The 12911-nt window shown below is 42.1% G+C and carries 12 protein-coding genes; 10 read left to right on the top strand and 2 right to left on the bottom strand.

What is annotated here, in order from left to right; all coding sequences use genetic code 11:
- The first annotated feature begins 18 nt into the window (after nt 1-18).
- The 3 genes from JMX03_RS08400 to JMX03_RS08390 all read left to right on the top strand — a co-directional run bounded on the left by JMX03_RS08400 (nt 19) and on the right by JMX03_RS08390 (nt 4263).
- Entirely contained in the window at nt 19-936 is a 918-nt protein-coding gene (locus JMX03_RS08400; RefSeq protein WP_201596077.1) for a LysR family transcriptional regulator, read from the top strand.
- A 68-nt stretch (nt 937-1004) separates the two neighbouring features.
- Nucleotides 1005-2072 (top strand): maleylacetate reductase, encoded by a 1068-nt coding sequence (locus tag JMX03_RS08395; protein ID WP_201596075.1) that lies wholly within the window; start codon nt 1005-1007, stop codon nt 2070-2072.
- Between the two features lie 508 nt (nt 2073-2580).
- Complete coding sequence (locus JMX03_RS08390) at nt 2581-4263, top strand: NAD-dependent malic enzyme (protein WP_201596073.1); 1683 nt, start codon at nt 2581-2583, stop codon at nt 4261-4263.
- Between the two features lie 1108 nt (nt 4264-5371).
- Here the strand turns inward: JMX03_RS08390 and JMX03_RS14995 are convergent.
- A complete protein-coding gene (locus JMX03_RS14995; protein ID WP_227695518.1) occupies nt 5372-5776 on the bottom strand; it encodes a FadR/GntR family transcriptional regulator in 405 nt (134 codons plus the stop codon).
- Nucleotides 5758-6093: a FadR/GntR family transcriptional regulator gene (locus JMX03_RS14990; protein WP_227695509.1), complete on the bottom strand. Its 336-nt coding sequence runs from the start codon at nt 6091-6093 to the stop codon at nt 5758-5760. Before JMX03_RS14990 ends, JMX03_RS14995 begins: the two co-directional genes overlap by 19 nt.
- A 143-nt stretch (nt 6094-6236) precedes the next feature.
- Between JMX03_RS14990 and JMX03_RS08380 the strand changes: the two genes are divergently transcribed.
- From JMX03_RS08380 to fucP, 7 genes are all read left to right on the top strand, one after another.
- Nucleotides 6237-6989 carry an SDR family oxidoreductase gene (locus tag JMX03_RS08380; RefSeq protein ID WP_201596071.1) on the top strand — a complete coding sequence of 251 codons (753 nt, stop codon included), beginning with the start codon at nt 6237-6239 and terminating at the stop codon, nt 6987-6989.
- Between the two features lie 58 nt (nt 6990-7047).
- Complete coding sequence (locus tag JMX03_RS08375) at nt 7048-7890, top strand: fumarylacetoacetate hydrolase family protein (protein ID WP_201596069.1); 843 nt, start codon at nt 7048-7050, stop codon at nt 7888-7890.
- A gap of 149 nt (nt 7891-8039) precedes the next feature.
- Nucleotides 8040-9326, top strand: coding sequence for an L-fuconate dehydratase (locus JMX03_RS08370; RefSeq protein WP_201596067.1), 1287 nt, complete (start codon nt 8040-8042; stop codon nt 9324-9326).
- 185 nt (nt 9327-9511) lie between these two features.
- Nucleotides 9512-10336, top strand: a complete 825-nt coding sequence (locus JMX03_RS08365; RefSeq protein WP_201596065.1) for an amidohydrolase family protein — start codon at nt 9512-9514, stop codon at nt 10334-10336.
- A gap of 66 nt (nt 10337-10402) precedes the next feature.
- A complete protein-coding gene (locus tag JMX03_RS08360) occupies nt 10403-11179 on the top strand; it encodes an SDR family oxidoreductase (RefSeq protein WP_201596063.1) in 777 nt (258 codons plus the stop codon).
- Nucleotides 11180-11237: 58 nt separating this feature from the next.
- A complete protein-coding gene (locus JMX03_RS08355) occupies nt 11238-11573 on the top strand; it encodes an L-rhamnose mutarotase (RefSeq protein ID WP_201596061.1) in 336 nt (111 codons plus the stop codon).
- Nucleotides 11574-11615: 42 nt separating this feature from the next.
- On the top strand, nt 11616-12857 hold the full coding sequence (fucP, locus tag JMX03_RS08350; protein ID WP_201596059.1) for an L-fucose:H+ symporter permease: 1242 nt from the start codon (nt 11616-11618) through the stop codon (nt 12855-12857).
- Nucleotides 12858-12911: the final 54 nt, after the last annotated feature.

The raw sequence follows: 12911 nt of genomic DNA, 5'->3' as shown, positions 1-12911 counted from the left end.
TAAAACAAGAGGTAGCCAATGGAACTTAGGCATTTACGTTATTTTGTGGCGGTAGTGGAGGAAAAAAGCTTCAATAAAGCGGCGGAGCGTTTATATATCTCACAGCCGCCGCTTAGTCGACAAATAAAACAGCTAGAAGAAGAGTTGGGCGTCACTTTAATTGATCGTAATCAGCGTCCTCTTAAAGTAACTGAGGCAGGTGGTTTCTTCTATGAGCATGCCCTACAAATATTGCAAAAGTCTGATCATTTACGAGCCATGACCATGCGCAAGGGCAGCTTTGATAGCTCCTTATCGATAGGCTTTGTTGCCTCAATTTTGTATGGCACACTACCAAAGATAATCTCTCGCTTTCGCCAAGCTTATCCCACCGTGCAGATTAAGCTGCATGAGCTTAACTCATGGCAGCAAACACAGGCGTTGACCAGTGGAGATATCGATGTGGGCTTTGGCAGATTGTTATTTGAAGATGCCTCTGTGAGACGTATATTATTAAGAGAAGAGACTTTAGTGGTGGCTGTACCCATCAACCATCCTATCATTCAAGAAGGGCGCACTAGCGTTGATATTGCGGATCTGATAAATGAGAATTTATTACTCTATCCGAAGACGCCGCGCCCCAGTTTTATTGATTATATATTAGGATTGTTCGAAGCAAATAACTTAAAGCCCAGTTGCTATTTTGAGGTGAGTGAAATGCATGTGGCATTGGGTCTGGTGGCGGCAGGCGAGGGTATGACCATCGTGCCCAAATCACTGCAAAACCTACGCGGTCAAGAAATTGGCTATCTGCCACTCGAGCAAGGACTTCTAACATCGCCTGTGATTATGAACGTTCGGCATTTTGACAAGTCAGCGCTATTGAAAACCTTGTTAGAAGTCACGTACCAGGTTTATGAAGAAGAAGGCTTTGTTTATAAACGTGAGCAAATTTGAGCAACCATTTTACACGCTTAGTCTTTTAATATCGAATTCAATAGACCGTAAGGATTAAGGACGATCTTATGCAACACTTTCATTATAAAGCTCTACCCATTGACGTTCATTTTGGTGTAGGGAAGTCAGCTGAAACCAAAGATATCTTACTGCATCAGGGTTATCATAAAGTATTGATTATTACGACGCCTGGTCAAAAAGAGGCGGGTCATAAACTGGCAAAACAATTACAAGGGATCTGTGCAGGCGTGTACCCGCACGCCGTCATGCATGTACCAATAGCAGTGGCAGACAAGGCGGTAGCATTTGCCCAAGACCATGACATTGATTGCTGTCTGGCTTTGGGCGGTGGCTCTACGATTGGCCTTGCTAAAGCGATAGCACTGAAGATGCAGCTGCCCATCGTTGCCATACCGACTACCTATGCCGGTAGTGAGATGACAACCATTTATGGTCTGACAGAAAACAATCTAAAGACCACGGGGAGAGACAGTCATGTGCTCTCTAAGGTGGTGATTTATGATCCAGAGCTAAACCTAACCTTGCCTGCCGATATCTCAGCGTGCTCAGGTATGAATGCCATGGCGCACGCGGTAGAAGCACTTTATGCTGAGGATAAAAACCCTATCGTCAGTCTGATGGCGATTGAATCTATCAAAGCGCTCAAGTCTGCCTTACCTGTGATTGTCAAAGACCTTACGAATATCTCAGCCCGTCAAAAAGCAAGCTATGGTGCATGGTTGGCTGGCGTTTGTCTTGGCTCAGTTGGTATGGCCATTCACCACAAAATTTGTCATACCTTAGGGGGAACTTTCAACTTACCGCATGCGCAGGCTCATGCCATTACGCTTGCGTATTCAGTCCATTACAACCGCCATGCTGATAGTGAAGCCATGGATAGACTGGTAGAGGCTTTGGGTGTCAGTAGCCGTGAAGAAGTTGGTATAGCAATCTACCGTTTAAACGAGTCTTTAGGTATTGAATTAGCACTAAAAGATATTGGTTTGCCCGAAACAGGTCCAGCGGAAGTAGCAAGGATTGTGTGTGACAGTCCTTATTATAATCCTCGTGAATACCATTACGACGAGCTAGAAGGTCTATTACAAAAAGCCTATAAAGGTTTGCCGCCTGCTTAAGAATTGCCATAACTCTACATAGTCCGCAACTTCTCATAATCCTATGAAAAAGGCTTGTTCTTTATGGGTATAAATATGGCAGATCCAGTAGGACTTGAACCTACTATCGGAGGATTAAAAACCCTTATTTTTACAATAACCATAAACAAAATATATACCGATAAATAGCTGCAACTATGGGTTGAAAGTTCCTTGATGTAAAGGTGTAGAGTACAAGATGATCATAGCTATTAACAAGTAGGTATACCTATCAATAAATTTAGAGTATCAAAATCAATAGCGTTAATAGTCTTTGAATGACTAAGAATATTGACTTGTTAATCGACCCCTTTCATCCACTTCCGGAAAGAAAACAACATTAGTTTGAGGTAAATGTATAAGTAATAAACTTTAGAGCCATGCTCACTCAAAATGATTTGTTATCTATTGTTAAGTATGGGCGGATGCTATGTATAATGCAGCATTAGCATTGTTTTTACTCATACGTCCTTAATAAGAAGATTTTATTATGCCAAACAAGCGTCCCTTATATATTCCCGTTGCTGGACCCGCTCTATTAGAGACTCCTTTACTGAATAAAGGTAGTGCTTTTTCATCAGAAGAACGTGATAGCTTTAATTTAACAGGGCTATTGCCTCACAACATTGAAACGATTGAGGAGCAGTCTCTGCGGGCTTATCACCAAATGCGCTCATTCACCAATGCAATGGATAAGCATATTTATCTGCGTAATATACAAGATACCAATGAAACCTTATTTCATCATTTGCTTGAGCAGCATATAGAGGAAGTGATGCCGCTCATTTATACGCCAACGGTTGGTCAAGCGTGTGAAAAATTCTCGCAAATTTATCGCCGTAAACGGGGTTTATTTGTCTCATATCCTGAGCGTCATAAAATCGATGATATGCTGCAAAACGCCACCAAACAAAATGTCAAGGTAATCGTAGTCACTGATGGTGAACGTATATTGGGCTTAGGCGACCAAGGTATTGGCGGTATGGGGATTCCCATTGGTAAATTGGCTCTGTACACGGCTTGTGGAGGCATCAGCCCCGCTTACTGTCTGCCCATTTTGCTAGATGTCGGTACCAATAATCAACAGCTACTTGATGATCCTATGTACATGGGCTGGAGGAATCCACGCATCTCTGGCGATGAATATAATGAATTTGTCGATTTATTCATTCAAGCCGTTAAGCGTCGTTGGCCAGAGGTGTTATTACAATTTGAAGATTTTGCACAGGAAAATGCCACGCCGTTATTGAATAGATATCGTGACCAATTATGCTGCTTCAATGATGATATTCAAGGGACTGCTGCAGTATCGGTCGGTACTTTGATTGCAGCGTGCCTAAATAAAGGTGAAAAGCTAAGTCAACAAAGAATAGCGTTCTTAGGCGCAGGGTCAGCGGGCTGCGGTATTGCGGAGCATATCATTCGCCAAATGCAGCGCGAAGGATTGACTGAAGAGCAGGCTCGTAGCCAAGTATTTATGGTTGATCGTTATGGTTTGCTCACTGATGGCATGACAGAACTACAAAGATTCCAAGAGCCGTTGGTGCAAAAGCAGTCCGCTATTGAACATTGGGACAAGAGTCAAAAACTGGGTTTAGCACAAGTGGTCAAACAAGCAAAGATAACGGTATTATTTGGTGTTAGCGGCCAAAAAGGTTTGTTCACTCAAGAGGTGATTGAGTCCTTATGCGCTAATACTGAAAGCCCAATTGTATTACCGCTCTCAAACCCTACCTCGCGTGTCGAAGCCACACCGCAAGAGGTGATGAATTGGAGCCATGGTCGCGCCATTATCGCAACAGGTAGCCCATTTGCTAATACCACTTTTAACGGTCAGTCTTTTGAGGTCTCTCAATGTAATAACAGCTATATATTTCCTGGTATCGGTCTTGGTGTTTTAGCAGCACGGGCGACAGGTATTAGCGACAATATGTTAATGGCGGCAAGCCAAGCCCTCGCAGATATCTCAGTGCAGTACGAAAAGGCACCCGGTGCCATACTACCGCCAATTAGGTTTATTCAAGAAATTAGTAAAGAAATCGCTTATGCCGTAGCCCTACAAGCGGTTAAAGATAAGCTTGCATTACCAGTTACGGCGGAGAATCTAGAACGCCGATTAAAAGCGAATTTTTGGTTACCTGAGTATCGTAACTATCGTCGTACTTCTTTTTAACTTTGCAAATTATACCAAACCCAAAAAGTACGATTAACTTTGTCAAACTTGCTAAGCCTACTAGGAGTAGTACTTGCACAAGTTTTACGCGTTATAGTCGATACACTCTAAAAATGTCATAGCGCTACTGGGATGAATTTTGCGCAGCCTCTGTGTACGCAGCACGCAAGTAAAATTTATAACAGTAGCGCGTTTAAATCCATAACAATTTTACATTCAGCTGACTATACTCTAATTTCTGGAAGTGGTGTTAGATGCAGACAAGCCCAGTGCTATATAAAGTAGCATTGGGCTTTTTTGTTAGATTTCATTAAGTCATAGGCAATAAAAAACCCTTACAAGTCAATGACTGTAAGGGTTTGAATTTGGTGGGCCCAGTAGGACTTGAACCTACGACCAAAGGATTATGAGTCCTTATTTTTACAACAACAATACACAATGGATGGCGATAATTAGCTGCAATTATTGTCTGAAAGCCTTTCCTGTTAAAGGATTAGGTTAAAAGAAAAATATACCTATCAACAAGTAGATATGCTTATCAATAAATTTAGAGTATCAAAATAGTATCAAATTAATAGTATTGATACTCTCTGAAAGTCTAAATAGTTATGGCTACTATCTATTAATGATTAACAGTAAAGGATAAATATTTAGTTCAAAGTATCAAGAAAGCTAAGAGCAAGATAGACTTGTTTTTAGATATGGCCTAGCTAAAATATATTAGGAGGTAAACTGCTTGGAGGGAGTCTCGGCGACAGAGCATTTTAAATAAGTATGAAACTATACCACCGAGATTAAAGAACATGACGTTTGTATCGCTATTCCTAACTGACGAGCTGTCGCACTTAGATTACCTTTTTGTCTGTTATCTTCTTGAGAGCGTCTGCTTCAAATTCCGTACTGTAGCTTTGCACTTCCTTAACCATAACAAATTCATTATCGAGTTCTTAGTTTATCTAGTTTGGTTCTATGCTTTCTTCAGCATAGCTCATATACAGCCGTGCCTAATCATGTGCCACTTTTCGATTAGCAGTATTATGAGAATTTAATCCCGTCAGGAAAAGCCGCCTGATTCCACTAAAAAATCTTTCGATATTATCGTGGCGGTTCATTGAGAACCTTCGAATATATGAATTACATTCTGCAGATGTTTCTTCATCGCGTTGTGGGCTGATTGAGCATCCTTATTTTGAATGGCTGTCATGATTTCTTGATGTTCCAACTGTGAGCGTAGTGGCATATCTTCGGGAGTATATAAACTACGCATTCGGCTAAAGAATTCTGTGTAGTGTTTACTGAGCAAGAAATTGAGAAAAAAGGCGAAGGCATCATTTTGGCTAGACTCAGCAATGCGGATGTGAAATAAACGGTCGCCAATATGCTCGGTAGAATGCTCTAAATTATCCCGAACATTCATTAAAAAAGCTTCTTTAATACTCTCTAATTGTTCCTCTGTACGGTTTCTGGCGGCTAATTCTGCTAAATGAGGCTCAATCAGCAGTCGCGCTTCCAATATTTCGAAGGGCGTATTACTGCATCTTCTTGTAAATATGGCAGCAATAACGGATGCACTGTTGTATTAAACCCTGTCTGTGGATTGGCAGCATCTTGATGATCATTGATGACATATACGCCACTTCCTAATTTCACTTCAACAATTCCATTGACCTCCAAAGCAATCATAGCTTCTCGAACTGAGGTGAGGCTAACGCCTAGTTGAAGTGCTAAGTCCCTTTCAGGTGGAAGCTTAGACCCAATCTTATAAACTCCAGCTTTTATATCGTCTTGAATTTTATTAAATATATTTTGATAAATACGAGTATTCTGCATAAATTTCAACTTAAATTAAAAATTGGTCTTGCCAATTTAATAAAAACATTGTAAATTGGTTGGACCACTTACTGGTTGGACCGCTTATTGGTCTGTTCAATTTCGAACTTAGTTTATTATAAAGTAAAAATCAAGGAAGAAAAATGAGATTAATAAATAAAAATTGTGTCATCACTGCAGCTGCTCAGGGCATTGGTCAAGCCACTGCATTGGCATTTGCAAGTGAGGGCGCGCATGTGATTGCTACGGATATTAATCAAGAACTGCTTAATGAGCTGAAAGCACAGTCCGACAACATTACAGTTGAAAATCTAGATGTCACAAATAAAGAGCAAATATTTGAATTTGCAAAAAAATATCAAGACGTGGATGTATTGTTCAACTGTGCGGGCTGGGTGCCTGCAGGTTCAATTTTAGAATGCGACCAAGAGCAGTGGGACCGTGCCTTTAAGATTAATGTGGACTCGATGTACCACATGATTTCCGCGTTTCTACCGGCGATGCTCAAAAAGGGCAATGCTTCTATCATCAATATGTCTTCTGCGGCATCGAGCATAAAAGGCGTACCAAACCGCTTTTCCTACAGCGTGACTAAAGCTGCTGTTTTGGGAATGACTAAAGCTATTGCTGCAGACTATATCCAGCAGGGCATTCGTTGCAATGCTATTTGCCCAGGTACAGTAGATTCACCATCGTTGCATCAACGTATTGAAGCACAAGCGAAAGAGCAAAATAAAACCGTAGACGAGGTGTACCAGCAATTTGTGGCGCGTCAGCCAATGGGCCGAGTCGGCAAGGCAGAAGAGATTGCTGCTTTGGCGCTGTTCTTGGCTAGCGATGAATCTGCGTTTACCACAGGCACAATCAATATGATTGACGGTGGTTGGTCAAATTAAAGCCATGTTCGACTGATTAAAAAACTATTTTAAAATCGAGATATTAAAGGAAACAGCAATGAAACTTTTAAGATTTGGTGTAAAGGGACAGGAAAAACCAGGTATTTTGGATCAAGATGGCAACATTCGTGATCTATCTACAGTGGTCAGCGACATTAATGGTCCAGTATTAGCAACTGAGTTGGATAAAATCCGTGCTTTAGATCTCAGTACATTGCCGAAAGTAGACGCCGATGTACGGATAGGCGCGTGTGTGAATAATATCGGTAAGTTTATCTGTATCGGCCTAAACTATTCAGATCATGCGGCTGAAACGGGTGCAGAAGTGCCTGATGAACCCGTCGTATTTAATAAATGGACCAGCGCAGTGGTTGGACCAAACGATGATATCGAGATTCCGCGCAACTCATTTAAAACCGATTGGGAAGTTGAGCTTGGTATAGTCATTGGTAAGGACGGCAGTTATATTGATAAAGAAAAAGCTATGGACCACGTAGCGGGTTATTGCGTCATTAACGATGTATCTGAGCGAGCTTTTCAGCTTGAAGGTACAGGCACTTGGGACAAAGGCAAGGGCTGTCCTACTTTTGGTCCAACCGGTCCTTGGTTAGTGACCAAAGATGAAATAGAAAATCCTCATAATTTAAAAATATGGTTGGAAGTAGACGGTCACCGTTATCAAGACGGTAATACCAATACTATGATTTTTGATGTCCCAACCATCGTTAGCTATCTCAGCCAATTCATGTGCCTACAAGCCGGTGATGTGATTTCGACAGGCACTCCGCCAGGTGTCGGCCTAGGGCAGACTCCACCCGTTTATCTCAAGCCGGGACAAGTGATGCGCCTTGGTATTGAAGGGTTGGGCGAGCAGCATCAAAACGTGATTGCTGCCCAATAACTATCATTCCGTAATTTAAATCTAGCCTCCTGTTTTTCACTTGCATGGTAATCGATGCATGTAGAGGCTTTGTTTGCAAAAAATATGACTTGTCGATGTTAATTATCGATGCTACTCGCCAAAAATGACGTTAAAAATGGATTTTTATCATGCTTAAAATTACAGATCTTGAAGTCTTAGACATTAGATTCCCCACATCGCAACACCTAGATGGCTCGGATGCTATGAATCCTGATCCAGATTACTCTGCCGCTTACGTCATTTTAAAAACAGACGATGAGGCGCTGTCCGGTCATGGCCTGACCTTTACTATTGGCCGTGGCAATGAGATTTGCTGTACGGCTATCGAAGCGATGCGTCACCTAGTCGTCGGCTTAGATATCGATGAAATTAAACAAAACCCAGCCTTAATGTGGCGTCATTTGACATCAGACAGCCAACTGCGTTGGATTGGTCCGGACAAGGGCGCAATGCATTTGGCAACCGGCGCAGTGGTCAATGCCATTTGGGACTTATGGGCCAAAAGTGAAGGTAAGCCGGTGTGGAAGCTGGTAGCTGACATGACCCCTGAACAAGTAGTGGAATGTATTGATTTCAGTTATATCACCGACTGTATTACTCCTGATGAAGCGCTGACCTTATTAAAAGCGAATGCCCCCTCTAAAGATCAGCGTGAGCAAACGCTGCTGCAAGAAGGCTATCCCTGTTATACCACTTCTGCAGGCTGGTTGGGTTATAGCGATGAAAAGCTAGCCCGTCTGTGTCAAGAAGCGATAGACGAAGGCTTTAATTACATTAAGTTAAAAGTCGGCCGTGATGTGGCAGAAGATATTCGCCGCGTGAGTATTGCCCGTGAAATTATGGGCCCAGACCGCCACTTGATGGTCGATGCTAACCAAATTTGGGAACGTCAAGAGGCCATCGATTGGATGCAGAAATTGGCGTTTGCCAAGCCTTGGTTTATTGAAGAGCCCACTTCTCCAGATGACGTAGAAGCCCACCGTGCTATCCGTCAGGCCATTGCTCCTATTGAGGTCGCCACAGGAGAGATGTGTCAAAACCGCATTATGTTTAAGCAGTTCATTATGCGCGAAGCCATCGATGTAGTGCAGATTGATGCCTGCCGTATGGGCGGTATTAATGAGGTGATGGCTGTGTTATTAATGGCCGCAAAATATGAATTGAAAGTGTGTCCACATGCCGGTGGTGTGGGCTTGTGCGAATATGTTCAGCATTTATCCATGATTGATTATTTATGGTTCTCTGCCAAGAAAGATGACCGTGTCACAGAATTTGTCGATCATTTACATGAGCATTTCGTTGAGCCTTGTGTCATTGAAAACGCTGCTTATATGCCACCGAAGTTGCCAGGCTTCTCAATTGAAATGAAGCCTGCTTCCATTCAACAGTATTTATTCCGCAAAGAACAGGCATAAATAAAAGATAAGTCTAATCGCTTTAAGAGAATTTAAAGCGATTCATATCAAAGGATTACTGGTATGCGAATAGTCAAGGAAGTGTTAAATCAAAGATTGCAATGAGGTTTTCTCGAATTAATACTTTTATGATTGCTTAAACGAGATTATCAGATATATAAAAAGCCGTTAACAAGGAGTGTTGCGTGATCGACAGCCATTTACATTTTTGGCAGTATTCTGCGGATGATTTTCCTTGGATTCAGGGGGATTTAGCGCCCATTGCAAAGGATATGTTGCCAAAGGATTTATGCCCTCAACTTACCGACAATATCGACGGTATTATCGCAGTGCAAGCAAGACCATGTGCAGCAGAAAATGACTACCTCAATGACCTTGCCCAGCAACATGAGTTGATAAAAGGGATCGTTGGTTGGTTTGATTTTGAACGGGATGCCGATAAGCAGTTGGAGGTCTTTAAGCGTAATCCAAAGATGAAAGGCTTTCGCCATATGCTACAGGACGAAAAAAATCCTAGTGCGTATATGACCCATCATAAAGGGTTTAACGCAGGCGTTGAAAAAATTCAGCAGGCAGAATTGTTATACGGTGTGCTAATCCATCAAAAAGATCTCGATGCAGCCGTACAATTTTGCCAGCGTCATGACCGCTATGAGCTGGTGGTCGATCATCTAGCCAAGCCGCAAATGTATAGCAAAGCCGATTTTGAGTGTTGGATCAAAATGATGAAACGCATTGTGCCATTAGAGCATGTCAATCTAAAAATTTCCGGCTTAGTCACTGAAGGTGGTCCCAACTGTAAGGCAGAAGATTTCCAAGCCCATCTGGATATGGCATTAGAGCTGTTTGGTCCAGAGCGCTTGGTTTGGGGTTCAGACTGGCCCGTGTCTTATGCCACGCATTCTTATACGCAGTTGATGGATTTTTGGCAACAGTGGTCACGGGAGTGGAGTGATTCAGAGCGTCTACAAGTCGAGAGTGGTACCGCTCAGCGCCTGTATAAATTATAAAAATATATAAGTTAGTTCAGGTGAATTCGAGACATTAATATCAAAAAAAATCAGGAGTACGTTTAAATGGATTTAAAACTAAAGAATAAAGTATTTATCGTGACAGGTGGTGGTGCAGGTATTGGCGGCGCTATCAGTTTATCGTTGGCGCAAGAAGGGGCTGTAGTGGCTATCTTTGGGCGTTCAGACTTAAATCCGGCGTTTATCGAAGCGTTAGAGAAACAGCAAGCTGTCTACTCCTTCCATAAGCTGGACTTGCAGCATGAAGAGGCGTGCAAGCGAGAAGTGGCGTTGGTGGTTGAGAAGTATGGTCGCCTTGATGGCTTAGTCAACAACGCTGGTGTCAATGATAATGTGGGCCTGGAAGAAGGTGTAGAAGCTTTTAAACAGTCGCTAGATAAAAATCTAATTCACTACTTTGTTATGGCGCATTACTGCATTGCTCATCTCAAAGACAGTAAAGGCAGTATCGTGAATATCGGCTCTAAAGTGGCGGTAACTGGTCAAGGCCATACCAGTGGTTATGCAGCATCTAACGGGGGTCGTTTGGCGCTAACTCGAGAGTGGGCGGCGCAGTATCGCAATGATGGTGTGCGCGTGAATGCCGTATTACCAGCAGAAGTCATGACACCGCTTTATCAGCGTTGGATTAATAGCTTTGATCATCCGCAAGAAAAATTGGATCAAATTACCAAAAATATCCCCTTTGGTCATCGCATGACTACCGATCAAGAAATCGCAGACACTACAGTATTTTTATTGTCAGAACGCGCGTCGCATACCACCGGTCAATTGCTATTTGTAGATGGCGGTTATACCCACTTAGATCGAGCATTGACTTAATTAAACGGGCTTGGCCATGAGTTAGTCTCGCTAGAAAACCTTAAGCAGGAGAGCTTAAATGAAACGCTATTGTTTAGCGCTTGATCTCATCAAGGATGTAGAAAAAGTAAAGCAATACCAGCATTTTCATCAAAATATTTGGCCTGAAATTGCTAGCAATATTAAGCAGCGCGGTGTGCTAGATATGCAAATTTGGCAAATAGAAAACCGCCTTTTTATGATCATGGACACTCGAGATGATTATGATCCAGCTGTAGCCAACAAGATTGCGCTGTCTGAGCCGAAAAATGTGGAATGGGAGATATTGATGTCTCAGTTTCAGCAGCCATTACAAAGCGCTACAGCAAATGAAAAGTGGATAGAGATGAAAAAAATATTTGATTTAAACCCATAAATCAAAACTACAAGGACGTAACAATCTACAAGGATGCAAAACATGAAGGCAAAAATAACGGAACCACAATTCCGATTGGGCTTTATCTTGGTCACTACACTGTTTTTTATGTGGGGCCTTTCATATGGTTTAGTCGATGTTTTAAATAAGCATTTTCAGGAAGCATTGCACATTACTAAAGCGCAGTCAGGCTTAATTCAGGCCGCCTATTTTGGCGCCTATTTTGTTATTGCCCTACCTGCAGGTTTGTTTATCGATAAAAAAGGCTATAAAGCTGGTATTCTTTTAGGCTTATCCTTATATGCTATTGGTGCTTTGCTATTCGTACCGGCAGCCATGCAGTTAACTTTCGGCTTTTTTCTATTCGCATTATTTGTACTGGCTTTAGGCTTGGGCTGTCTAGAAACAGCAGCCAACCCATATTCGGCTGCACTGGGTGATCCTGCAACCGCAGAACAGCGTCTGAACTTGTCTCAGTCATTCAATGGTCTTGGCCAGTTTTTTGGTCCCTTAATTGGCGGTTTATTCTTCTTTAGCGAGAGCGGTAAAGCAGCTTCAGGCGATTTTACTGCGGTAACCTATACCTATGTTGGCATTGCGCTTGTTGTTATTGTGCTAATTGCATTTTTTGCCAAAGCCAAACTACCAGACTTACGTGAAAACGAAGCGAAACTCGATGCAGCTAATGTTGGAAATAATAGCGCTTCATTGTGGTCACATAGCGAATTTAAATTTGGTGTCATTACGCTGTTTTTCTACGTGGCCGCCCAAGTTGGTGTGGGTGCATTCTTCATTAACCTGATGGTAGAAACGTGGCCTCAAAGTTCGAGCCAGCAAGGTGCTTACTTTTTGTCCATTGCGATGCTTGCATTTTTAATTGGACGCTTCGTAAGCACTGCATTGATGTCTAAAATTGCGGCAAACAAACTGTTGATGATCTACGCCATTATTAATACAGTACTCTGTGGTGTGATTCTTTCAGGCGCTGATTATATTGCCGTCATTGCTGCAATCGCAGTTTTCTTCTTTATGTCGAGCATGTTTCCAACCATTTTTGCAATGGGCGTGAAGAATCTAGGCTCTAAAACTAAGATTGGCAGTTCGTTTATGATTATGGCAATTGTAGGTGGTGCTGTGATGCCATACTTTATGGGTAAAATGGCTGATCATTTTGGGACTCATATTGCTTATGTCTTGCCATTAGTTTGTTTCCTTATAGTGTTAGCTTATGCCTTCAGCTATAAAAATACAGCATTAGTTAAAGCAGAAACTGTAGTTAATTAAAGTGGCGTATATACAGGCAATCCACTTTATATATATTTGCTGCATAATCACTGG

Source organism: Psychrobacter fulvigenes, assembly GCF_904846155.1.
GTDB classification, from domain to species: Bacteria; Pseudomonadota; Gammaproteobacteria; order Pseudomonadales; family Moraxellaceae; genus Psychrobacter; species Psychrobacter fulvigenes.
This window is presented reverse-complemented; position numbering and strand designations above follow the sequence as displayed.

Bases quoted from the DNA above. Each gene is read 5' to 3' on its own strand.
- JMX03_RS08360 (WP_201596063.1), top strand. From the start codon at position 10,403: ATGGATTTAAAACTAAAGAATAAAGTATTTATCGTGACAGGTGGTGGT.
- JMX03_RS08400 (WP_201596077.1), top strand. From the start codon at position 19: ATGGAACTTAGGCATTTACGTTATTTTGTGGCGGTAGTGGAGGAAAAA.
- JMX03_RS08375 (WP_201596069.1), top strand. From the start codon at position 7,048: ATGAAACTTTTAAGATTTGGTGTAAAGGGACAGGAAAAACCAGGTATT.
- fucP (WP_201596059.1), top strand. From the start codon at position 11,616: ATGAAGGCAAAAATAACGGAACCACAATTCCGATTGGGCTTTATCTTG.
- JMX03_RS08395 (WP_201596075.1), top strand. From the start codon at position 1,005: ATGCAACACTTTCATTATAAAGCTCTACCCATTGACGTTCATTTTGGT.
- JMX03_RS08370 (WP_201596067.1), top strand. From the start codon at position 8,040: ATGCTTAAAATTACAGATCTTGAAGTCTTAGACATTAGATTCCCCACA.
- JMX03_RS08380 (WP_201596071.1), top strand. From the start codon at position 6,237: ATGAGATTAATAAATAAAAATTGTGTCATCACTGCAGCTGCTCAGGGC.
- JMX03_RS08355 (WP_201596061.1), top strand. From the start codon at position 11,238: ATGAAACGCTATTGTTTAGCGCTTGATCTCATCAAGGATGTAGAAAAA.
- JMX03_RS14990 (WP_227695509.1), bottom strand. From the start codon at position 6,093: ATGCAGAATACTCGTATTTATCAAAATATATTTAATAAAATTCAAGAC.
- JMX03_RS08390 (WP_201596073.1), top strand. From the start codon at position 2,581: ATGCCAAACAAGCGTCCCTTATATATTCCCGTTGCTGGACCCGCTCTA.